Source organism: Micromonospora sp. NPDC051296 (genome assembly GCF_040682255.1).
Classification (GTDB): domain Bacteria; phylum Actinomycetota; class Actinomycetes; order Mycobacteriales; family Micromonosporaceae; genus Micromonospora; species Micromonospora craterilacus.
Window position 1 is genome coordinate 41984 of sequence record NZ_JBFBAO010000001.1, and the last position, 23294, is coordinate 65277.

The 23294-nt window shown below is 68.8% G+C and carries 17 protein-coding genes and 3 pseudogenes; 14 read left to right on the forward strand and 6 right to left on the reverse strand.

Annotated features, from left to right (window positions below; genetic code table 11):
* The first annotated feature begins 212 nt into the window (after positions 1-212).
* Positions 213-488: a hypothetical protein gene (locus tag AB0M52_RS00185; protein WP_363946631.1), complete on the forward strand. Its 276-nt coding sequence runs from the start codon at positions 213-215 to the stop codon at positions 486-488.
* Entirely contained in the window at positions 485-832 is a 348-nt protein-coding gene (locus AB0M52_RS00190; protein WP_357217872.1) for a hypothetical protein, read from the forward strand. The genes AB0M52_RS00185 and AB0M52_RS00190 overlap by 4 nt, the downstream gene beginning before the upstream one ends.
* A gap of 280 nt (positions 833-1112) precedes the next feature.
* Here the strand turns inward: AB0M52_RS00190 and AB0M52_RS00195 are convergent, their stop codons facing one another.
* The 3 genes from AB0M52_RS00195 to AB0M52_RS00205 are packed head-to-tail and all read right to left on the reverse strand — an operon-like array spanning position 1113 to position 2329.
* Positions 1113-1673: a tyrosine-type recombinase/integrase gene (locus AB0M52_RS00195; RefSeq protein ID WP_363946689.1), complete on the reverse strand. Its 561-nt coding sequence runs from the start codon at positions 1671-1673 to the stop codon at positions 1113-1115.
* Positions 1585-1884 carry a hypothetical protein gene (locus AB0M52_RS00200; RefSeq protein ID WP_363946634.1) on the reverse strand — a complete coding sequence of 100 codons (300 nt, stop codon included), beginning with the start codon at positions 1882-1884 and terminating at the stop codon, positions 1585-1587. Before AB0M52_RS00200 ends, AB0M52_RS00195 begins: the two co-directional genes overlap by 89 nt.
* 52 nt (positions 1885-1936) lie before the next feature.
* A complete protein-coding gene (locus AB0M52_RS00205) occupies positions 1937-2329 on the reverse strand; it encodes a hypothetical protein (protein WP_363946637.1) in 393 nt (130 codons plus the stop codon).
* Positions 2330-3196: 867 nt separating this feature from the next.
* On the opposite strand from AB0M52_RS00205, the gene AB0M52_RS00210 reads away from it, so the two are divergent.
* The 8 genes from AB0M52_RS00210 (at position 3197) to AB0M52_RS00245 (ending at position 16530) form a co-directional block, all read left to right on the forward strand.
* On the forward strand, positions 3197-3877 hold the full coding sequence (locus AB0M52_RS00210; protein WP_363946640.1) for a DUF2397 family protein: 681 nt from the start codon (positions 3197-3199) through the stop codon (positions 3875-3877).
* A gap of 5 nt (positions 3878-3882) precedes the next feature.
* Positions 3883-4743 carry a DUF2397 family protein gene (locus tag AB0M52_RS00215; protein ID WP_363946643.1) on the forward strand — a complete coding sequence of 287 codons (861 nt, stop codon included), beginning with the start codon at positions 3883-3885 and terminating at the stop codon, positions 4741-4743.
* On the forward strand, positions 4740-6023 hold the full coding sequence (locus tag AB0M52_RS00220; protein ID WP_363946646.1) for a DUF2398 family protein: 1284 nt from the start codon (positions 4740-4742) through the stop codon (positions 6021-6023). Before AB0M52_RS00215 ends, AB0M52_RS00220 begins: the two co-directional genes overlap by 4 nt.
* Positions 6020-11008 (forward strand): SbcC/MukB-like Walker B domain-containing protein, encoded by a 4989-nt coding sequence (locus tag AB0M52_RS00225; RefSeq protein WP_363946649.1) that lies wholly within the window; start codon positions 6020-6022, stop codon positions 11006-11008. Before AB0M52_RS00220 ends, AB0M52_RS00225 begins: the two co-directional genes overlap by 4 nt.
* 3 nt (positions 11009-11011) lie before the next feature.
* Complete coding sequence (locus AB0M52_RS00230) at positions 11012-12226, forward strand: TIGR02679 domain-containing protein (protein ID WP_363946652.1); 1215 nt, start codon at positions 11012-11014, stop codon at positions 12224-12226.
* A gap of 342 nt (positions 12227-12568) precedes the next feature.
* Complete coding sequence (locus tag AB0M52_RS00235; RefSeq protein WP_363946654.1) at positions 12569-13423, forward strand: class I SAM-dependent methyltransferase; 855 nt, start codon at positions 12569-12571, stop codon at positions 13421-13423.
* A gap of 187 nt (positions 13424-13610) precedes the next feature.
* Positions 13611-14672, forward strand: a complete 1062-nt coding sequence (locus AB0M52_RS00240) for an integrase core domain-containing protein (protein WP_363946656.1) — start codon at positions 13611-13613, stop codon at positions 14670-14672.
* Between the two features lie 505 nt (positions 14673-15177).
* Positions 15178-16530: a transposase gene (locus tag AB0M52_RS00245; protein WP_363946659.1), complete on the forward strand. Its 1353-nt coding sequence runs from the start codon at positions 15178-15180 to the stop codon at positions 16528-16530.
* 18 nt (positions 16531-16548) lie between these two features.
* On the opposite strand, the gene AB0M52_RS00250 is transcribed toward AB0M52_RS00245, so the two are convergent.
* Positions 16549-17838, reverse strand: a complete 1290-nt coding sequence (locus tag AB0M52_RS00250) for a cytochrome P450 (RefSeq protein WP_363946662.1) — start codon at positions 17836-17838, stop codon at positions 16549-16551.
* 367 nt (positions 17839-18205) lie between these two features.
* Positions 18206-18433, reverse strand: coding sequence for a hypothetical protein (locus AB0M52_RS00255; protein ID WP_363946668.1), 228 nt, complete (start codon positions 18431-18433; stop codon positions 18206-18208).
* Positions 18434-18611: 178 nt separating this feature from the next.
* Here AB0M52_RS00255 and AB0M52_RS00260 point away from each other — a divergent pair.
* The 4 genes and pseudogenes from AB0M52_RS00260 to AB0M52_RS00275 form a co-directional block, all read left to right on the forward strand.
* Positions 18612-19740, forward strand: a pseudogene (locus tag AB0M52_RS00260) (IS110 family transposase); the annotation flags it as partial.
* Positions 19740-20051: pseudogene (locus tag AB0M52_RS00265) on the forward strand (hypothetical protein). The pseudogenes AB0M52_RS00260 and AB0M52_RS00265, both read left to right, overlap by 1 nt.
* 210 nt (positions 20052-20261) lie before the next feature.
* Complete coding sequence (locus tag AB0M52_RS00270) at positions 20262-21722, forward strand: SDR family NAD(P)-dependent oxidoreductase (protein ID WP_363946670.1); 1461 nt, start codon at positions 20262-20264, stop codon at positions 21720-21722.
* A gap of 136 nt (positions 21723-21858) precedes the next feature.
* Positions 21859-22065: pseudogene (locus tag AB0M52_RS00275) on the forward strand (hypothetical protein); the annotation flags it as partial.
* A 218-nt stretch (positions 22066-22283) separates the two neighbouring features.
* Here the strand turns inward: AB0M52_RS00275 and AB0M52_RS00280 are convergent.
* Positions 22284-23147, reverse strand: a complete 864-nt coding sequence (locus tag AB0M52_RS00280) for an IS5 family transposase (protein WP_363946692.1) — start codon at positions 23145-23147, stop codon at positions 22284-22286.
* Positions 23148-23294 lie beyond the last annotated feature (147 nt).

Sequence of the window (23294 nt, forward strand, 5' to 3'; positions counted from 1 at the left end):
GTCGGGCCGCCCCTGGCTGGCGGACCTGCCAGAAGCCGGAACGACGCCATCAGCCCGAACGACGCCATCAAAGGATGGGGGCGCAACGTTCTCGTCGTGATCGGCGGACGAGCGGGACTGCTCCCTTGCGCGGTGGCCGCTCAGCGGTGGTCGGGGTTTGTTCCCAGCGGTGCCCCTAGCTGCTAGAATACGCGTGTATTACACTGCGTCCTGTGCCGTACGAGTGGGAAGAGTGGGCGTTGCAGGCCCTGGCGGGTATTCAGCCCTACGAAGTCCGTCAAGTCCTGGAGGCGAAGCAGCGGTGGCCGCGCTCCGGCGCTGATGCCACTGGGTTGCGGGTGCTGACGGTGTGGGCGCGCACTCGCGACGGCCGGCCCCTGATCGTGGCTGTGCACCACGTCGACGGTTTCACCTGGAAGATCATCGGCGCACGAGACATGAGCGACGCCGAACGTGCCGACTTCACCCGATGGGAGCAGACGCGATGAGCGACAACCAGCACCTGCCGCGCACCCCTGAAGAGGCCGCCGCGCTGATGAACGACCTCACCTTCGACCCAGCGCCAGCCACTGCGGAACAGGAGGCCGAACTACTTGCCTCCCTCCCACCAGAAGGCGCCGAGGTTATGGTCGTGCGGTCCCTTCGCATGCCAACCGACCTCGATGACGCCGTCACCGTGGCCGCCAAGGACGCCGGCGTCACCAAGACCGCCTGGATCCGCCAGGCCATCGAGATCGTGCTGACCATGCAGTCCGACGACGATCAGCCCATCTCCCGTGCTGACGCCCTTCGGGCCCTCACTCTACTTCGCCCGGTACGCCGCGCCGCCTGATCAGGTAGACCTTGCCGGTACCGGGAGTAAGGACGGGCGAGCCGACCCAGCACCACCTGTCTTGGCCCACAATAAGCATCGCCGAATTCCCCGCTTTGATGGAGCGGTTGCCGCGTGCGGTGCAGGCCGAAGCCGCTTCATCTGGCACCGCACCCGGCTACCAGCCCTCTTAATGGGACGTGGGCGATACAGCGTGGTTCACGTGCGGCCATCCGTCGGCGCGGTCCGTCGCCCAGGCAAGCGGATGGGGCTGCCTGGTCATGGCGGACAGCTACCCAGGTCAGGGTGGTGTGGCGCAGCCGGTGGAGATTCCCTGCACGGCCACCCAGGGCAGGCGCTGCCCGAGGCGTTTCCACAGATGGTCGTAGCGGCGGCTGGTGATCGGTTGGCCGTTGCGCCCACGCAGGAGCGCATCGGTGTGAAGGACCGCGCCGCGGGCGTCGGCGTGCTCACGTAGGTGTCCGGCGAGGTCGAGGGTGATGGGCTGCCAGCGGACAGTGGATCCTTTCTCGGTGAGACGGACGAGCCCGTTGGCCATATCGAGGTCGACCAGCCGAAGGGCCAGGGCGCCGCCGCGGCGGCACGCGGTCTCGGTGTGCAGACGCAGGAGCAGCGCGTCGAGGATGACGTCGTTACCGCTGGTGCGCGCTAACGCGTTTATCTCCCCAGCTCGTGTGCGGTCAGCGCGCGGCGGGTACCGGGTAAGCGTCGAGGTTTCGCGCCGCGGTGCGCAGGGCTGGCGGCAGCGTCGATCAGCCCGTCGGCGATGGCACGTCGATAGAAGCGCGGGCGGCGGAGATGAGATGCTCGCCGGCGTGCCGGCCGTTGCGGCGCGACACAGCGCTGGCGATCATCGCCTGTTTCAAGGCCTCGACGTCGCTGGCGGTGATGGTGTCCAAGGGCCGCGCGGGCCACGCGGCGGCCATCCGATCCCAGTAGGTGCCGTATGTGCGGCGTGCTCCGGGCCCGGCAGCGGCGACAACACGGGGCAGGTACTCAGCGACCGTCGGTGGAACGGCCGGCGTCGCGGGGTGAGACTGCAGATCGGTCACCGTAACGCCCAGGTGAGCCAGAACTTGGCGAGCGGCAGCTACGGCGGCGGGGTCAGCGTTCATTGCCGATTCCCGCCAGGTGAGTGTGCAGGTCGGCCAGCAGGCGTACGACGGTGCTGATGGGATGCACGACGAGCAGGTCGTGCGTGACGATAGCGGCGAGCAGCACGGGTTGGCCGGGCTCGATGCGGCACATTTGCCGGGCACTTGCCGGCAAGAGTAGTTCACCTCGGCCGCCCACCTGGTGGTGGCCGTCGCTGGCCGAGCAGATGACGAGCATGCCGGGGCGCGGCTGAATGTCGATGCGGTGCTGCGGGGGCCAGCCCAGCGCGCGCAGGAGGTGCTGTGCGCTCGCCCGGCCACAGCGTGCCGGCAGAGCCATCCACAGCAACAGGGCGGCGTCGGTGATCGCCGGTGGGCAGAGTCGGGCGGGTAGGGCTGGCATCGGCATCGGGCTTGGAGCCGGACGCGCGGGCAGGGCAGCAGGTACGAGCGGACCGACGAGGTGCTCCTTTGGTCGGATAGGTCGTGTCATGACCGAACAACCACATTCAGGCAGTACGTGACGAGGCACGATCCGTTCGAGGGCTCCTACCGGCCCTTCACCGGCCTCCGCCGCGATCAAGATCACGCGCAACAGCAGACGACCACTGTCGGCGTACGGGTGGACGGCCCAGGTAGGTACGACGGATGAACGGGACCAGGTTCATGCCCAAGACTCAGGCGCGGCCTATGCGCTTCGCTGCCGTGAGACGGTCGTGGCAACCCCGGCTACCGCGCCGCTCCCGCTCCTGGCCGCTGTGCGGCTGCCGTGCGGGGTAGCTTAGTATCGAATACTGCCGCAGCGCTCGCGAGAGGACACCTCCAACCCCTGCGGGTCGGGTTACCGCGAGCTCAGGCCCTCGCATGCCTTTGATGACATGCCTGTCGCTGATCTGCGTCGGGGTCTTTTCTGGAAAGCGTGAGCGCGTACGGCGGGCTGGGCACGTTCAGAACGTGCCGGGTCAGGCGAGGTTGGCTTTGCCGTCATTGACGGTGAGGCGGTTCTTGAGTCGGTAGCTGCGTCCTGAGAGCGACGTGCCTGACGGCAAGTTGACCCGACCTGTCGATAGACAGTTCGGATGACATTCGATGAGGGACGGCTCAGTAGTGGTGGTCCGGCTGGCGATTCCTGTGCCCAGGGCTGCGTTTCAAGCCCTGAAGACCGTAATCTGGCGGCGTCGGTCACTGGTGCGTCTCGGAGAGTAGCGAGGAAGTGGTGGTGGATGCCGCGACGATGGCGCGGTAGGTAACGGTCGTCGGGAGGAACTGCGTGCCGAACCCGCCACGGCTGTGGTGGCAGGACATCGATCCGGTCGTCTGGCGATGCTTCGGCCAACCCGAGGACTTGGCGCGCGAGCGCAACACGGCAGTGTTGGCAGCCTTGGAGGAGTTGGCCACACGCGCTCCGATGTCGACGCCGGCCGATATCGGGGCGCAGATGCGCGACGTCGGCTTCCGCGACCAGGTGACCGAATTCGAGCTGCGTTCGGTGCTCGACTACCTGACCAGCGCACATCTTGTCGAACCATTCCGGGACTACGCGGCGCTCAACGCGGGCCTGGATGCGGTGGTCCGCCGACAGGAGGCCTGGGCGCTGACCAAAATCGGCCGGGCCGTGGTGGCCGCGGTGCGCACAGCCGTCGTCGACTCGCGGCGGGCGCTGCAACTGCCGAGCCGTCTTCTCGACAGCGTCGAACGCACGGTCCGTGATCTGGTCGAGCATCTCTCTTCCGACGCCGGGCTGCTGCCAACCGACCTGGATGACGTCCGGACGAGGCTGGACGAGATGCAGCGGGTCACCGCCGACTTCTACGCTGCGCTGGCGCAGATGGTGCAGTCCGACGTCACCGACGATCTGCTGTTCGGAGAGAACCGTGATCGTGTCATCGAGGCCCTGCGACAGTTCCGCGCGAGTATGGGCGAGCGCTACGCCGGGTCGAGGCGGCCCTGATCGACTTGGAGTCGGCCGGGCACCGGCTGCTGGTCGAGACCGCCGCCATGCACGCCGGCCTGCTTGACGCCCGCGATCAGCAGGACTGGATCGACGAGCGGGTGCGTCGGCTGTCCGACCTGGCCGCCTGGTTCGCCCCTTTGGGTTCGGTGCAGCGACTGATCTCCTCGGCTGCCGGCGCCGTGCACACCCTCCTGGTGGCCATCGATCGACGCTACACAGCCCTGCGGCGCGGCTCGGATCTGGCCGCCGACTTCCGGGAACTCGCCTACAGCTTGTACGCCCAGCCGGACGACGATGCTGCCCGCCGGGTGTACGCGGCCGCGTTCGGCCAATGGCCTGCCGTTCATGCGGTCGTCGGGACGGCCGAAGAAGACGTCGCCCACGCGACCCTGGCAGCCGGTGGGGTCAGCCGGCACCAGGTGGATGTGATCCTGCGCGAGCACGAACGCGTCGGTCGCTCCAGCGGCCGTCCCCGCAAGGTTCCGGACGCCGGTGCTGCCCGGGCTGCCGCTTTGGAGAAGGCCGCCGCCACGGCGGCGAACCGGCGACGCTTCAGCGCGTTGCTGGCCACCGACGGCGAAGTGCCGCTGAGTCAATTCACCGGTCTGGAGACACCGGCGTTGGTGATCCTGCTCGGCGCGATCGAAGTAGCCCGCAACACGATTGATGCCGCGACCGGATACGGCGAAGTCCATGCCGAGGGTGCCAGCGTGGTCGTCCGGGTCCGGTTGGGCCGCCCCGAGACCCACCTGCAGGTCCGGTTTGCCGAAGGGACCCTGGTGGCGCCGGAACTCTTGATCACCGTGACCCCGACCGAAGCCGCCCAGGATCCGCAGGTCGTGTTGACGGAGGGCGCCGCATGACCCAGCGGCTCCTCGACCCGGATCTCGCTGACGCGGCACGCCACCTGATCCTCACCTGCCGGATCTCTTCGGCCGAGGATCCGGTTCGCTACCGTGTAGTGCTGCGCGGCCGGCGGGAGATTACCGACTTCTTCCGTACAGAACTGGGATGGACCCTGCACATTCACGACGTTGGTGGGATGGTGCGCCTGCATAAGCGCCGTGACGATGTTCCCGGCGATCGCGGACCGCGGCTGCAGCGGCGCAGCGGACGGGGCGAGTTGGCTCCCGCTCAAGTGCTGGTGCTGGCCGCGCTGGTCTGTGAACAGCTGTGGCGACGTCCACGGATCAGCCTGCGCGAGCTGTTGCAATCGGTGGCTCAGGTGTGCGCCGCGGAGGCGGCCACGGGTCGGCTACCAGCTTTCCGGATCGTGGCCGCGGACGGGGTCAGCAAGCGTGAAGCACAGGCCGCACGGGCGAACATTGTGGATGCAATCAGGCTGCTGCAGGTGGACGGGGAGATCAGCGTCGACGCGGATCTGGACCGGGCGGTGACAGACGAGAACGCGGAGGTGTTCATTACCGCTGACCGCGACAGCCTCGCCAACAAGTTCGCCTCGTTGTCGCCGACGCTGTTGTCGTTGAGCAGCCGGGCCCCCAGTCAGCACGTCGCCACTTTGACAGCGGTTTCGCTTCCGGACGCCGAGCCGGACGCCGTCGTGCAACGGCAGGCCAGCGTGGAGGGGCGCCGGCTGACCGCGCTGCGGCGGGTGGCGGACGACCCGGCCGCTGACCCGGAGGACGACCCGAACCCGGTCGGCTACCTCGCCACCTCGACCGGCCGGGAACGCGCGTTGAACATCGCAGCCGCGCTGGGGCTGGTCGCCAGTGTGCGCCGCGACTGGTGGGAGATCACCGACCCGACGGGAACCGCCTCTGACTTCGACTTCCCTCAGGGCCGCAAGACAGAGCGTCAGGGTGCGCTAGCCCTGCTGTCGCACCTGCCGCACCACGGCGCGTCGGAGGTAACCGCCGATGAGGTCACGACATTTTTCGAAGAGATCCGCCGAGACATGCCACGGTGGGCGGCCGGCTATGCCGAACAGCTGCCCGTCCTGGCCCGGGCCGCTGCCGCGGAACTGGTCACCGCCGGCCTGCTCGGGGTCACCGGCGACGAAGACCGGTGGCTGATCACGCCGGGCGTGCACCTGTGGCGCGTGCGGGCACGGCATGGCCAGCCCGCTCGTCCTGGCCGGCACTGCACGGAAGCTGACTCGGACACGAGGGAGGGGCCGGTGTGACTCTCATCGCGCGCCCGGGCCAACAGCCAACCGGAAGCCACGACACCGCCGGCCCGGTGTCGAATTGGAACGACGGACCGATCGCCGCCGATAGGTGGCAGCCGACCCGGGCCGGTGCGGTGAACTCGTGGGCGTGGACCGACGAGACGCTCATGTTCGCCGATGGCTGGCTGGCGCTGGCCGGGCCGAACGGATCCGGTAAGTCCTTGACCGCCTCGATGCTGGTCACCGTACTGCTCGACGGCGAGGTGTCGCAGAAGGCGCTGTCGGTGTCTGGTGAGGCCGTCGGCACGCTGATCGACCGGCACACCGACCGCAACGCGAAGGAGGACCGCACCGGAGCGTGGTGGCTGGAGTACGGCTACCGCGACAGCGGCACGGGTGACGTTCGCTACCTGACGACCGGCTTGTGGCTGCGCTCGCAGAGCAGCGGCATGCAGAAGGCGTTCTTCATCATGCCGGGCCGCGTCGGCACCGACCTCTTCCTCGCCCAGCAGCGGGATCCGGTAGCGATTGAAGGGCTCGCTGAACAGGTCGCCACCGCGAATGGCCGCCTGTTCACCTCCCACGACCGCCTCACCTCCAAGGTCCGAGACCTTGTGAACCTTGCCGAGGAGAACCAGTACCGCGACGCGATCCGTACGACGTTGTTCGCGCCGTTGGACTCGGTGCAGTTCGACGCTCTCGTTGGAGTGTTGCGCAGCCTGCGCAGCGTCCGCACCGCAGAGGCGATCTCCCCGAATCAGATGCGCGCGGTGCTGACCGAGGCGCTCCCGGCGCTGGATCCTCGCGCGTTGCAGTTCATCGCCGACACCATGGAACGCATCGCCGACCTCGAGGCACAACTGAAGCAAGCCCGTGCCGAGATTCGGCAGCTAGAACAATCGGAGCAGCAATACCAGCGCTACATCGACGCGATCATCGCCGAGGAGGCCGCCCGCCTGGCGAATGCCCAGACCGTTTTCGACGACCACGCCCGCGAGGCGCGCACCGCGGAGCAGCAGTTGGCGGAGGCGCAGGCACAGGCTGCGCGTGTGCAGGCCCGGCGCGAGGAACTGCGCGGCGAGATCGCCGGTGTCCGCGGCCGGCTGCAGGCCGCCGAGGACGCGCTGCGTGACCATGCCGGCGCCGAGCTTCCGCATCTCGAAGAACGCCTCACTGATCTACGCAAGCAGCAATCCGAGCTGGAAGCAGCCGGCCTGGACTTGCAGGAAGAGTCGCAACACGCCGCACAGCAAGCGGCGGAGTCCGCAGATCAGGTCCGCAACAGTCAGCGCCATCTGACGGGGATCGGCTCGCGGCTACGCGCGACAGCCGCCGACGTCGGGGCGCACGCATTCGTCGATCGTCTCACCGAGGTCACCGAACAGGTCACGGCAGACAACAGCCTCGACCAGGACCCACCCAAGGCTGACCTCGCCCAGATCGCCGAAACACCACGCGGCTGGATCGAGACGCGCACGACAACCCTCAACGGCATCGACACCACGCTGCACGAGCACGACTTGGCACAGATCGAACAACGAGCCGAGGCTGGGCATCTCCGCACCGCCGAGGAGGCCCACGATCGTGCCGCCGACCGTGCCGGCGATGCCCGCGCCGAACGTCGTACCGCCGAGCAGGACCTCCTCGACGAATTGGACCGGTGGGACAGCCGCCGGGCCCAGCTTCCGTCCGTCCCGGCGGACCTGACGACTGATGCCGAGGACCGAATCGACCCCGACCGGTTGGTTGCCTGGCTGCATGAGGCCGGGACCGCCACACGGGAACGGATCGCCCTGGCAGCCCGGGAACAGGACGTCGTGCACGGCACCCGCCTCGTGCACATTGCCGAGGGTGCGGCACACCGGGCCGCGCAGGCTCGGGGTAAGGCCGAACAAGTCGCCGATCAGGCCCAACGTGACCTGGAGGACGCGCAGGCGCAGGCCGACCTCGACCGTACGGCCGTCAACGAACAGGCACGCCAGGCCCGAGCCGACCATGACGCCGCCGTGGACGCTGCCCACGCCATCACCGCGACAGCTGAGCAAGCTCTGGTGGACGGCCGCGTGGACGCCACCAAGGCAGCAACCGAGTGGAGCCGTCAGGTGGCCGGGTGGCGCGCCGGGCTCGTCCACCTCGACGGCCGAACGGTGTACCTGCCCGACGATCCGGACGCTATCGATCTGCGGCAGCCGTTCCTCGATCTGGAACGGGCCCACTCGGCGGCCATCAGCGGTCTGCAAGGCGCGATCGCCGAGGCAGGGCGTGCCGTCGATGATGCGAGGCAACGAGTCACCGGGATCGAGGACGAGCTCGAACAGGCCCGGCAACAGCTGCCGGTGCCGCAAGCGCCGCCGTGGCGGGCGCCGCGCGATCCGGGCCGTGGCGTGCCGTTGTGGGCCGCCGTTGCTTTCGCCGAGCACGTCAGCGCCGAGCAGGCCGACCGTATCGAAGGTGCCCTGCTGACCGCGGGCCTGCTCGATGCGATGATCACCGGCGACCGCCTGGTCGGCAACGGTGACCTGGTGCTCGCCGGCGACCGTCCCGCGGCCGGGCAGAGCCTCGCCGACACTCTCGTTGCGGAGAACGGCTCGGGCGCCGACCCGCGGCACGTCGAATGGCTGCTGCAGGCCGTCGCCATCGACCTGGCCGGCAGCGACCTCAGCATCGGGCACCTGCGCACCGGCAACGTGATCGCATCGGCTCCGCCAAACTACCGAGCCACGTTCATCGGCCGGACCGCCCGCGAACGCGCCCGGCTCGCGCTCGTCGCCGACCTCGAACAGCGACTGGCCAACGTGCGCCACGACCTCGATGCCGAGGAGCAACGCGTTGAACACCTTGAAGCCGCTGTCCGCGCGTCCCGCCGGGAGCGGGATGACTTCCCGCCCGCCGACCTGGTTGCCGTGGCACGCGAGCAGGTCAGCCAACTGCAGCTCGGCGTCGCGAAAGCTCAACAGCAAACCACGCAGGCACTGGCCACCGCCGCAGCGCAGCTCACCGGCCTGCTCGCCGAGTTCGACGCTGTCCGCAACGCCATAGACCGGACGGTGGAGACCGCCCGCCGACGGCTTGAGGAGGCGTCCGGCGCACTAGGACGATCCCGGCAATCCGAGTCCGACGCCGGCGATGCCCTGATCGCCGCGCGGGAGGAGCTGGCGGAAGCCACCGAGCGGCGGAACGAGGCCCGAACGGCTCAGCAACTGTGCGCCGCCGAGGAACAGCGATTCCCCGACGTGGAGCAGTTGCGCCGCACCACCCGTGATGAGGACGCCGCCGAACGGGACGAGGCCGCCGCCCGCGCCTCGGTCGACGAGCACCGCCGCCGGCACCAGCAAGCCAGCGACCGCGTCCGCACGGCGCTGCGCGCACTGCATACCGCCGCCACGCTGCCCGACGGCGCCATCCTGCCAACCGACCGAGAAGTGCTACGGCGGCACCGGAACCTGGTCGCTACCCTGCTGCAGCAGATCGAGGCCTGGCAGAGCGCCGGGCAGCGAACCCTCGACTTGCTCGCAACAGCCCAGCGCGAGCAGCGGACAGCGGACCGGGTCGCCATCCGGTTCCAGAAAGCGGTCGCCGCCGCGGACCAGGTCCGGCTCACCGCCGAGGAATTGGACGCCCGGATGGAGCAGACCCGAGCGCTGTACGGGGCGGAATATGCCGAGCTACGCCAGACGAAAGACAGTCTCGCCGACGAACTGACCGACAAACTGGCCGAGGTCGAGCGACGCGAGGCCGAGTTCCGCACGCACGACAATGCTGCGGTCGCCGCCACCACCACGCTCGACAAGATCGCGCCACGTCGTCGAGAGGCCGACCAGCACCGCACCGACTGCTTCGGTCGGATGTGCCTGCTGATCACCCACGGCTTCGCCGAAGTGCCGGAAACCCTGCCGCGTGATAGCGACAACCGGCCGGCCAACCTGACCGCCGCACTCACCTGGTCGCGTCAACTGCTCGCCGGCAAACCCACCACCAGCGCCCGGCTGGACACCCTGAGGATCGCTCGGGAACGGGTGCAAAAGCAGCTCGAAAGCACGATGCGGTCCGTCAACCAGGCCCTCGCAGAGTTCGATCAGCAGCTCGACAGCACCACCCTCGAGGGCACCGAGTGGCGGCGCATCACGCTCGCCGCACCCAACGCCGCCGTCGGCGAGGATCTGCGGCAAGCCGCCGAGACACTCCGCGCGACAGCCGAAGGCCTCGAACGAGATCTGCGCCAGGACGTCAAAGCGACTCTCAAGACGTCGATGTTCACCCAGCTGCGGCGTGACATCCAGACCCGCCGCGAGGCGGCAAGGGAACTTGTCCGACAGATCCGGGCCACACTCGAGAACGTCCGGACCGGTGTGGCCCGCGTCGGCGTGCAGGTCGACTGGAAGGTCCGCGACGATGGCAACTCCCAGCAAATGGTCACCCTGCTCAAAGCGCCGCCCTCCGACGAGGTCTTCGATCAGATGTACGAGATCCTGCGGGAACGGATGGAGGACGCCGGCGAGGAAACCTGGACCGACCGGGTCGCCCACACCTTCGACTACCGCTCCTGGCACCACTGGGAGATCAGCGTCACGCACAGCAGCTTCGGTGCCGACCAGTTCAAGCCGGTAAACGCCCGATCCAACCCGCTCAAAGGCCTGTCCACCGGCGAATCCCGACTCGCCACGATGCTCCCGCTGCTGGCCGCCGCCTGGTCGATGTACTCCGGCAACACCTACCAGGGACCTCGCCTGCTATCCATCGACGAGATCGACGCTGCCTTCGACGACCGCAACCTGCGCCAGATCCTCAACCTGCTGCGAACCTGGAATTTCGACGTCCTCGCGACCACACCCACCATCGCCCCGCTGATCAAACGCGAAGCTCAGCACATCGTCGTGCACGAAGTCATCACCGACGGCCGGCACCGCGTCACCGTCCCGTGGTTGTGGAAGGGCAGCGGGGAACCGACACCCCTACCCCTCGCCGCACCTACCGCAGACACGACTTCGGCCGGACACTGAACGATGCCGGCTGACCTCACCTACCTGGCGGAAGACGTCGACCTTCATCCGCTGTGGCGCGCCGTCCACGGACGTCTCTGCGCCGGCACCCGCCCCGAGGCGATCAACACGGTTCGGGTCCTGGCACTGAGCACAGCCGGTATCGCGCAACTGCGGACCTGGCTCGACACCTCCACACGCCGGCGCCGCGGCACATCCGCCGTCACCGTGTCCAGCAATACCGCCACAGTCCCACTGCGAGAACTCCTCGCCGTGCTCGACATCGATCGGGCAACGCTCATCGCACTGGTCGAAAAAGCGGTGGGGGAACCGGTCATCGACCGTAGCGCCACTACGCTGGCCGCGGCGGACCGTCGTGCGCAGCTGTGGCAGTACGCGACCGAGGAGCTTCCCGACCTGCCGCAGCTCGTCGCCCGCATGCGGGTCACCGGCGTCGGCGAGGACGATACCGAGATCCGGCACAGCATCGCCGCGCTCGCCGCAGCCCTGCGACGCATTCCAGCCCGGCCACCGGTACCTCTGGCGAAGCTCGCCCACGACATCACCGGCGACCCGCACTACTTCGACCTGACCACCCTCAACGGCAGCCGCCTCGTGGCTGCGGTCGCCGAACGCACCGGCCAAACCGAGCCGGATCGGCCGGATCTTGTGCGCGCGCTGCTGGCCACCGTCGGTGTCATCGCCGACCGGCTCTCCGCGACCGTCCTGCTCTTCAACGTCGACGTTGTCGGCCACGGACCGATCGACCGGCGACTGCGTGATTCACCGGCCCCGGTGGCGCTCACCCTGCTCGACCTCGTACACCATCCGCCCGTTCTCGCGCCGCAAACCCTGACGGTCGTGGAGAACCCGTCGGTCATGGAGATCGCTTTCACTGCCGGAGTGCGGCAACCGATCGCCTGCACCAGCGGCCAGTTACGCGCGATCGATCATGTGCTATTTCAACTCGCTGTCGCGCACGGCGTGCGTCTGCGATATGCCGGGGACATCGACACCGCCGGCAGGCAGATCGCGGCGGTCGTCGCATCGACCTATGGCGCCGAACTTGTCGCGATGGACGACGACACCGCCTCCGAAGCTCGACATCACCCGCCGCCTACACCCCGGCCCAGGCTGCGCGAAGGTGAGCCGCCCAATGCGCTCGCTGTCGCAACGGCCGCGGTCTACCAGGAACACGACGCCCTTCTCGCGCGAATCCTCAGTGCTCACCCGCGCTGAAACCCGCACGACCCGGCCTCCCGGATCGGCAGTGATCGTGCCGCCCTGGCTGTCAGCCTTCGCATGGCGGCTAAGAAGGAGCCGACGCCTACCCGACAGATTCGGATCGGCTGCTGCTGATGGACCTCGATCCGAGCGTGGTGTTGCTCTGGCTCCCTGGCGAATGGATTGCGGGTGCTGTCTCAGCCAGTCTGGTTCGGCTTCACCGTCTTGAGAGGTTGACCATGCCTGAGTGGTCAGCCATTTCTGGTAGCTTCTGGAGATCAACGACCGGCGTCAGCCCCGCCTGCACAACAGCGGCCTCGACATGCACGACACCCGGAGAGCCCGGCGGAGGACTCTGTGAACAAGACCGATCTCATGACGAAGGCGCCTTCGATCGCGGCCGCCATGGCCGCCGCCGATGTGAGCCCCGACATACAGCTGACCCAGACCCGCTACCGGGCCGCACTCGTCTCCGGCTGGGGCATCCCAGCCGGAGCATCGGTCCTGGAAATCGGCTGCGGACAGGGCGACATGACGGCCGTCCTGGCCGAGGCCGTCGGCCCGCAGGGCCGCGTGGTCGCCGTCGACATCGCCGATCCGTCGTACGGCACCCCAATCACCTTGGGCCAGTCGGCAGAGCACCTCAAGACGACACCACTGGGCTCCCGCATCGAATTCCACTTCAGCCTGGACATCCTCGACGAGGCGGTCACTTTCCCCAGCGGCGGGTTCGACTACGCCGTCCTGGCACACTGCTCCTGGTACTTCGCCTCCCTGGACCAGCTGCGGGAGAGCCTTGCCCGGATCCGCCGGTGGGCACGGACCCTGTGCTTCACCGAGTGGGACCTCGCACCCAGCTCGGCCGACCAACTGCCCCACCTGCTGGCCGTCCTAATCCAGGGCCAGTTCGAGGCGAGCGGGTCGCGGAGCGGAGGCAATGTGCGCACGCCGTTCTCGCACGAAAGTCTGCTCCGGATTCTCCCGACGGCAGGCTGGCGCCCCGTCCCGGGACAGGCCGTGGACACCGCCTCCCTACAGGACGGCGACTGGGAGGTGAACGCCTGCCTGACACTGCTCGACGATGTCGACCGGATGGCTGAGCTGCCGCAAGCGGTACGGGACCTGATACAAAGCCAGGCGGATGTGCTCCGGTCCCTGGCGAAGGACCGTGGGAACACGCCACTGCCGGCCTACTCGCTGACCACCTCTTGAACAGACCCGGGACACCGGTCCGGGGCCACGACCCGCCTGACCGGCACGACACGGCCGCCAACGGCCACTGACGCGCGCCAACGCACTTGAGGCGGATGCCGGCGGCATGACGTGATGCTGTACGGTGCCAGAACCCGACGCACAGGCCGTGGGCTGGCGTTTCGCGGACTGCCGCATGATCGCGTTCATGGCTGTCAAATTGCTGTATCTGATCATGGTCGGGGTGTTCGGCTGGCTCGCTCTCCTTACCAAAGGCGACGCCGCGAAGACCGCAGAGCTGCTGGTACTGCGGCATGAAGTTGCCGTGTTGCGCCGCCAGGTCGGTCGGGCGAGGCCGTCCTGGCCGGATCGAGCCGTGCTGTCCGCGCTGAACAGGCCGCTGCCCCACACGCTGCGTGAGCACCGGATCGTCACCCCCGCCACGCTGCTGACCTGGCACCGCCGTCTGGTGAAACGGCACTGGACCTATCCGAACCGGACGGGCCGCCCGCCGGTCAGCGACGACACCCGGGATCTCGTCATGCGGTTGGCCCGGGACAATCCGGGCTGGGGACATCGCCGGATCCAAGGCGAACTCGTCGGGCTCGGCCACCGGGCCGGTGCTGGCACGATCCGCCGAATCCTTGCCACTACCAGGATCGGCCCGGCCCCGCGAGGCGTCGACACGTCGTGGCGGACGTTCCTTCCTGCCCAGGCAGCTGGCCTGCTCGCGGTCGACTTCTTCCACCTCGACACCATCACCCTGCGCGGACTGTACGTCCTGTTCGTGGTGGAGGTCGCCACCCGTCGGGTGCACGTCCTCGGCTTCACCGAACACCCGACCGCAGCCTGGACCAGCCAGCAGGCCCGCAACCTGGTCATGGCCCTCGGCGATCGGATCACGGCATTCCGGTTCCTCATCCGTGACCGCGACGCGAAGTTCACCCAGTCCTTTGACGCGGTGTTCGCCGCCGACGGCGTCAACGTGGTCAAGATTCCTCCACGGACTCCGCAGGCCAACTGCTACGCGGAACGGTTCATCCGCAGCGTCCGTTCCGAGTGCACGGACCGGATCCTGATCTACAACGAGCAGCACGCCTGCAGGGCCCACGACGAATATGCCGCCCACTTCAACGGGCACCGTCCACACCAGAGCCTGGCCCAACGCCTGCCGGACCATGACCCGGCCCTCGTCGTCCCGATCAACGCCCCGCTACGGCGACGACGGATCCTCGGCGGCGTGATCAACGAGTACCGGCGAGCGGCCTGACCTGAAGCAACGAATCCCGAGTTCAACGGCGGTGCATCGAGTTCTGGCACGGTACAGGTTTCGCCCTGGCGCAGGAGCACGTCGCGGGGTTCGAAGCGTACGGGGATTGCGGTGTGCTGCACCCGGTGCCACTCGTCCTGTGGGATGAGCAAAGAGTCCGGACACACCGTGGTCGTGCATGCACCGAATGTATCGCCGGCGGGTGACGGAGGTGAACCGGTAGCGCTACCCGGGCATCACCCGGTCCGCATCGTCACCATTCGCGACGTCGCCACGCTGGCCCGGGAAATGCTCATTGCCGCAGATTCCGCGGGGTCGGCACAGCGAGACCGCCGGCCACCAGCGGTCCGGGCGCCGGCCGCCAGTGCGGTGTCCATTAACGTTGGCCGGGTTGGTGGTGGCCGGGAAAGTGTCGTACGGGTGGTGTTGAGTCCCGGGTGTGCCTCGTCGTCGTGCTTCTGCCGCGCCGGCGGTGGTGTATCGGACGGCTCGGGTGGGGTTGCGGGTGACGTCGGGTCAGCGGCGGCGGTGTTTCGGTCTGCTGTGTTCGGCTGGTGACGTCTGGGCCTGTGTGCTGGAGGTCAACGCCTGGCGACGTCGCCGTCAGGACACGCCGTTGGTGGGTTATCAGGAGTTGTGCCGCGAGTTGGCGGTGTCTGGTCCGGGGACGTTCGGTGGCCTGGATTCGACGGGTGCCCGGTCGGTGTTGCGTCGGTTTTCGGATGCTTGGTTCGCGGCGGCGAAACGCCGCAAGGCCGGCGACGCCGCAGTCCGGTTTCCGCGTCGGCGGCGTGCTCTGATGCCGGTGCGGTGGTATCACGGCACGTTCAGCATCACCGACCGGCGGGTGCGGATTCCGTGTGCGAAAGGCAGCCCCGGGTTGGAGGTGCGGCTGGCACGCGACCTGCCCTACCCGGTCGAGCAGGTTCGGTCGATCACCCTGCTGTGTGAGGGCGGCCGGCTGTTCCTCGACGTGACCGCCGAGATTCCGGTGACCGTCTATCCGCCCGGGGAAGAGCCGGTCCCGGGCCGGGTGGCCGGTGTGGATCTCGGGATCATCCATCCGTACGCGGTGGCCGGCTCCGACGGGCAGGGGCTGCTGGTGTCCGGTCGGGCGATCCGTGCCGAGCATCGGATGCACCTGGCCGACACGAAAGCCCGCCGCCGGGCGGTCGCCCGCCGCGCCCCGAAACCGGGGCAGAAGGGTTCCCGGCGGTGGCGACGCTACCGCCGCCGGGCCCGACAGATCGAGGGCCGGCATCGGCGGCGGGTCCGGCAGGCCTATCACGAAGCCGCGAAGACCGTGATCGGCTGGGCCGTCCAGCAGCGGATCGGGGTGCTGCACGTCGGCGACCCCCGAGGCGTCCTCGACCTGCCAGCGGGACGGCGGCACAACCTGCGGCTGCGGCAGTGGCAGATCGGCCGCGCGATCCAGATCCTCACTGACAAGGCCACCCTCGCCGGCGTCACCGTCCACCTTGTTGATGAGCGTGGCACCTCGTCGACCTGCCCCACCTGCCACCGGCGGGTACCAAAACCACGAGGGCGGGTCTTCACCTGCCCGCACTGCGGATACACCGGGCACCGCGACCTGACCGCGGCCGCCACCATCGCCACCCGGGCACCGGGCGGGGGACCCACCACCACGACAGCACCCGTCGTGCTGCCGCAGGTGGTCACGCACCGTCGAGCCGGCCGACACCTCCCCGGTGCCGGCCAGTCCCGACGTGACCCCCGCCGCCCACCCAGGCGACGCGACGGGTCAGTTGGCCAGCGGTGGCCCGCCCCACCACCAGACGGTGGGGAGTCGCTCGCCCATCACAGCGAGGATCCACAACACCCACCAGAAACCCGGTGAACGTTAGTGGACACCGCACTAGGTACGCGGGACGAAGCGGGCGCGCAGGCCCGCCGGGGCGAGCCGGCCGAGGAACCTCGGGGTCGCCGTCGTGGCGTTCGGCGACTCGACGGTGAACCGTTGCGCCAGGCGGGAGGTGGCGAGGGTGAGCTGCCGCAGCGCCAGCGTCGAGCCCAGGCAGACCCGGGGACCGGCCCCGAACGGCAGGTACGCCCGCCCCGGCACCGGGCAGCCTGGTGCCCACCGGCCGGGGTCGAACTCGTCGGGTCGCGACCACCACCGGGGGTCCCGCTGGATCAGGTACGGATTTAGCAGCGCCTCGTCTCCGGGGCGCAGCGACCACCCGCCGACGGTGGCGTCGGCGTGGGCGGTACGGGTCATCAGCCATACCGGCGGGTAGAGCCGGAGCACTTCCCGGACCACGGCCTCGGCCAACGGGAGCCGCGCGGTCGGCGGGGCGTCGCCGTCGGCCGGGCCGCCCGGCTCGGCGCGCAGGTCGGCGAGGAGCCGGGGGCGCAGGGCGAGTTCCCGGACGACGGAGACCAGGGCGGCGGCGGGAATGCCGTGGCCGCCCATCAGGATGCCGCGCAGCGTCGCGGTCACCGTGTGGTCGGACAGCGGCGGATCGACCGCCAATAGCAGGGCGAGCAGGTCGCGCTCCGGCGGCCCGGAGGCAGCGCGACGGCGGCGGACGATCCCGGTCAGCGTCTCGACCGTACGCCGGTGCACGCGGAAGAAGCGGCGGTGCCGGGGGAGCGGGAACCACGCGGGGAACTGGAACGACGTTGCGGTGAAGGGTGCGGTGACGTCGAGGTTCTCGGCGAGCAGTGCGGGGATCCCGGCGGCGTCCGCGCCGAAGCAGTAGTCCGCGACGGCGTGGGCGGTGAAGTCGCGCATCACGGTCAGGACGTCGACTTCACGGCCGGCGGTGGCGTCGGTGACGGTGTCGAACAACTCGACGGTACGGCGGTCGGCCGCGCCGGCGGCGGCCCGGTTCAGCCCCGGCCAGACGGTACGGCGGGCCGACATCCAGGCGTCGGCCTCCTCGGCGGCCCGGTCGACGTCGGGTCGGTTGCCGAACGGGGCGAGTTCGGTGACGAAGCTGTGGTTGGTGCGGGCGAGCACCTCGTGGGCCAGGTCCGGGTCGGCGACGAAGACCGTCCGCTCGTCGAAGGAGAAGACGTCGCCGTACTCGCGGTGGCAGCGGCGTAGGAAGCCGATCCGGTCGGCGTCGTACTCGGTGGTGTTGCCGGTCAGCCAGTGCCCGCGCGGGCCCGGCGGCCGGCCGGGTCGCTCGCCGTCTGCCATCCGCTCCCCCGGGAAGAAGAACACAGGACCCCGGGGCCGGGGTCCTGTGCGCGTGTCGTCTACGGTCGCTGACGGACGTGGTGACGGGTACGGCTCACTGGTAGTTGTAGAACCAGTACGGGTAGCGCCCGCTGACCCGCGTGCGGCCGGTCATCCAGGCCGCCGCGTAACGCAGTTTCCGCGCCATGGTTCACCTCCCCGATCGATCGATGACGATCTCGTCGGCGAGATCGTGTCACGGCGAGAACGCATGGCGCAACGGCCGCCGGCCGGGCGTCGGGGCGGTACCGGAACCGGCTCGACGCGGACCCCGACGTGACCGGCCCTGACCAGCGACGACGGTGCCGCGCCCCGGAGCAGCGGGGCGCTATCCGTTGATTCGGGTAATGTTCCGGATCTTGCTCGCCGCGTCCAAGGCGGCCACCTTGTACGCCTCGGCCAGGGCCGGGTAGTTGAACACCGCGTCGACCAGGTAGTTCGATCGTGCCGCAGCCCACCACCGCTTGTCCGATGGACGATCTCGGTGGCGCCGGCTCCCGACTGGGACGACGTAGCGGCGGCCCGCTCGAATCACCGACAGGGCGGCGATGTCCATTACTCGATCTTGGGACGCGCTGCCGAGGGAGCATTCCTCGCGACCACGAAGCCCGACTTGACAACTCCGCCAGCATGATCACTTCCGCATGATCGACAACCTCGGTCCCCCGACCGGTGCAGACGTGTCCCAATAGGGACCTTCGCTACAGGCACCGTCACAGTTCTGACCGCGGGACGGCAAGCGGCTGCACGACGCGGTGTTGGTCAACACCGAGGCAAAGTTGCGGCAGGTGTTCGACAAGCTCGCCCGCCACGGCCGGGTCCTCGTGGTGGTCGACCAGCCCGCCTCCATCGGCGCCCTGCCGGTCGCGGTCGCCCGGGCCTGCGGTCATCAGGCGGCCTGCCTGCCCGGACTGGCGATGCGTCGGATCGCCGACCAGCACCCCGGTAGTGCGAAGACCGACGCCCGTGACGCCTACGTGATCGCCGACGCCGCCCGCACCCTGCCACACACGCTGCGCCGCGTCGACGCCGGCGACGAAGCCCTCGCCGAGCTCGAAGTCCTCGTCGGCTTCGACGACGACCTGGCCGGCGAGGCCACCCGGCTGACCAACCGCATCCGCGGCCTGCTCACCCAGATCCACCCGGCCCTGGAACGAGCACTGGGCAAGGAACATCCAGCACAAGGCCGTTCTCGAGCTGCTGTCACGCTGCGGCGGCCCTGCCGGGCTACGCAAAGCCGGCCGCCGCAAGCTCACCTCGATCGCGAACAAGAACGCACCCCGCATGGGCGAGCGCCTCGTCGAGCGCATCATGGCCGCTCTCGACGAGCAGACCGTGATCGTTCCCGGCACCGTCGCGGCAGAGACGATCCTGCCGCGGCTGACCGACAGCCTGCACGACGTGCTCCAGCAGCGTGACCAGGTCGCCGACGAGGTGGACAGGATGCTCGATGCGCACCCTCTCGCCGAGGTCCTGACCTCGATGCCCGGCATCGGCGTCAGGACCGCCGCCCGCATCCTGCTCGAAGTCGGCGACGGCAGCTCGTTCGCCAGCCCAGGACACCTGGCCGCCTACGCCGGCCTGGCCCCGGTCACCCGCCGCTGCGGCAGCTCGATCCGCGGCGAGCACCCCGCCCGGGGCGGCAACAAACAGCTCAAACGCGCCTTCTTCCTCGCCGCGTTCGCCGCCCTGGCCGACCCGGTCAGCCGCGCCTACTACGACCGCAAACGGGCCCAAGGCAAAAGACACAACGCCGCCCTGATCTGCCTGGCCCGCCGCCGCTGCGACGTCCTGTTCGCCATGCTCCGCGACAAGATCTCCTACCAGCCCCGGCCACTGCCGGCCCTAGCATCAGCGACGTGATGGACCTGGACCTCGACGACTTCGCCGATGCCGTCACCGCCCGCGCCAGCCAATGGAGCAGCGCAGGCGTGCAATGAGAACTGCACCGCGGACCCACCCGCGACAAGTCAGCGGCCTGGCTCCTCTGCACCACCACCGACCACGAGGCCCAACTGACCGTCTGGACCAGCGGCGAAGCCGAACTCGACCTCGCCCAGATCTCCACAGGCACCGTCACCAGCACCCACTACGAAATGTCCACCACCGCCGACCTCACCGCCTGCCTCGACGACCTCACCCACCGGTTAACGTCGGCCCCTTCCGGGACTTGACCAAACCCATAGGGACACCCCCCGTTACCGGCGTTCCGGCTACGGGCTTCTGATCTGAAGATAGACCCGGGTGAGGTTGGCCTCGACGGTCTTCGGACTGATGAGCAGGCGCGGGATGCGCCGGAGGCCGTGCAGTGCGTACAGTTCCGGGTCGGACTTGGGGTGGGCCGGGTAGATCCGGCGCAGGGAACGGGACGAGACAGCGACGGCATGGCGGCGGACAAAATTGCGGAAACCGGTCAATACGGCATTGACCCGACCCGGCTGGAGACCTGTCTCAGCGTCTTTGAGGCGTTGGAGGACCTGCCTCCCGATCACCCCGACGTGGTGCGGGTGCAGCGGGCCACCGCGAAGCTCTACAAAATGATCAAGCAGCGGCGACGTGAGGAACGGCGGGATGCCGTAGCGGCGGCCGACCGCGCGGTAACGGCGGCCACCGCCACCGGCGCCCCGGGCCGGATCGACGATGAGACCCAGGGCAATCCGCTCGCCTCCCCGACCGTGGGTGCCACGGCCGGCTTCCTGCACAATCCGCGCGGCTGCTACGTCTGCAAGCAGCGCTACCGCGAGGTGGACGCGTTCTACCATCAGCTCTGCCCGCCGTGCGCCGCGCTCAACCGGGAGCGCCGCAACGCCCGCACCGATCTGACCGGCCGGCGCGCGCTACTCACCGGCGGCCGGGCGAAAATCGGCATGTACATCGCGCTGCGGCTGCTGCGCGACGGCGCGCACACCACGGTGACCACACGGTTTCCCCACGACGCCGTCCGCCGATTCGCCGCGATGCCCGACAGCGGGGACTGGCTCCACCGCCTGCGGATCGTCGGGATCGACCTGCGCGACCCCGCCCAGGTGATCGCCCTCGCTGACTCGGTCAGCGGCCAAGGACCACTCGACATCCTGATCAACAACGCGGCGCAAACCGTCCGCCGCACGCCCGAGGCGTACGCGCAACTCGTCGCCGCGGAGGCGGCGGCCCTGCCGGACGGCCCGCTGCCGGAGATGATCACGTTCGCCAAACCGGACGGCCGGGGCGACCCGGCGGGCAGGCTGATCGCCCCGCCGAAGTCGCCTGCGATCACTCCGGACGAGCTCACCGCGCTGGCGCTGACCAGCGGCTCCGCCTCGCCGGAACGGATCGCGGCGGCCAGCGCCATCGACGCCGGCGGTCTGGTGCCGGACCTCGACCCGGTCAACAGTTGGGTGCAGCGGGTGCACGAGGTGAACCCGGTCGAGCTGCTCGAAGTGCAGCTGTGCAACGTGACTGCGCCGTTCGTGCTGGTCAGCCGGCTGCGACCGGCGATGGCCGAGGCGGCCGCCCGCCGCAAGTACGTAGTGAACGTGTCGGCGATGGAGGGCCAGTTCGCCCGCGGCTACAAGGGGCCAGGGCACCCGCACACCAACATGGCCAAGGCCGCGCTGAACATGCTGACCCGGACCAGCGCCCAGGAGATGCTGACCGACGGCATCCTCATGACCAGCGTCGACACCGGCTGGATCACCGACGAGCGGCCCCACCCGACGAAGATGCGGCTTGCGGACGCCGGCTTCCACGCCCCGCTGGACCTGGTCGACGGCGCGGCCCGGGTCTACGACCCGATCGTCCGCGGCGAACAGGGCGAAGACCTATACGGCTGCTTCCTCAAGGACTACACACCCTGCGCCTGGTGATCGGCGCGCCCTGTACCGTGCCAAAACTCGCTCAACGCGGTGGCTTGGCATTTCGAAGATCGTTAGCCTCAGCCCTTCGTTAACGGCTGTCCATGGGCTGGGCTGGAAACGCAGAAGTGCCTTCTGATCTGGGAAAATAGGGCTTGTCGAGAGTCCTGATCATCCCGTCACGGAAGGCACCTGCAGGGTGCAGGCTACCCCAACACGTCCAAAGATCGTGGTCACCGGTGACGGGCGGGGCGTGGTCAACCACGCCGGTGCCCGACTGCTGGCCGATCTCGCGGACGCAACCGGTCTGACCAGCGCGTTCAGCCAGGCCCTCGCCGGGCTGCGGCAGCGGCAGCGGCAGCGGCAGCGCGGACACTCGATCTATACGCCCGCCACTACAACGGGCGGCGTCCGCATCGGGCGCAGCAGTTGCGGCCCCCACGCTCCGACCGGCCCGTCGTTGACCTGACTCACCAAGGGATCAAACGCCGGCCCGTCCCCGGCGGGCTGATCAACGAGTACGAACGAGCCGCATAAAAGGCCCAGCTCAGAGCGTGTTTGAGATGGGGTTGGTCAGGGCCAGGTCAAGGTGCGGCGGGGTTGTCGGCGGGCGGGTTGGCCGCGGGTGATGCGGCGGCTCATGCCGGCGATTGCGGCCCAGCGGATGATGGCTTCGGAGACTTCGGGGTGGCGTTCGTAGTCGCGGGCGAGTCGGCGGCAGTTGGTGAACCAGGCCAGGGTCCGCTCGACCACCCACCGTTGCGGGTGCACGGCGAATCCGCGCTGGTCGGCGGGTTTGCGGACGATCTCGACGGTGGTGCGCAGGATGTCGCGTGCCCAGTCGACGAGTCGGCCGGTGAAGCCCTGGTCGGCGAAGACATGCCGGATCGGTGTGGCCAGGTACGCGCTGAGCAGTGCAGTTTTGGCGCCGTCGCGGTCCTGCCAACTCGCCGCGAGGACGGTCACGGTGATCAGCAGTCCCAGGGTGTCGGTGACGATGAACCGCTTCCGTCCGTTGATCTTCTTGCCCGCGTCGTAGCCCCGGCTGTCCCGGCCGACGGTGTCGGCGCCCTTCACGCTCTGGGAATCGATGATCCCCGCGGACGGCTGCGGGTCACGGCCCTGCTGCACCCGGGCCTTGAGCCGCAGCGTGTGCATGAGTTTCTCGGTGACGCCAGCTTCTTCCCACCGAGTGAAGTACCAGTACACCGTCTGCCACGGCGGCAGATCCGCCGGCAGGTACCGCCACGGACATCCGGACCGCACCACGTACAGGATCGCATTGACGATCTCCCGCCGCGGATGCTTCTCCCTGCGGCCGTCCGTGTTCGGCTCCGGCAACAGCGGCTCGATCAGCGCCCACTGGGCGTCAGTCAGGTCAGACGGGTAGCCACGGCGCCTAGACACCGGGCCGCCCTGCCCGTCGATCTGGTGGATGTCATGCCGCCACACCGTCCACAGCAGACCTTCTCAAACACGCTCTTACTGGGCGTTTTGATCTTGTCTGCATGGGATTGGCGGCATTCGGCCCGCCGTCTGCCAGGCCAGCAGAGCCGACGACTCGTGGCTATCGGCACTATTTGC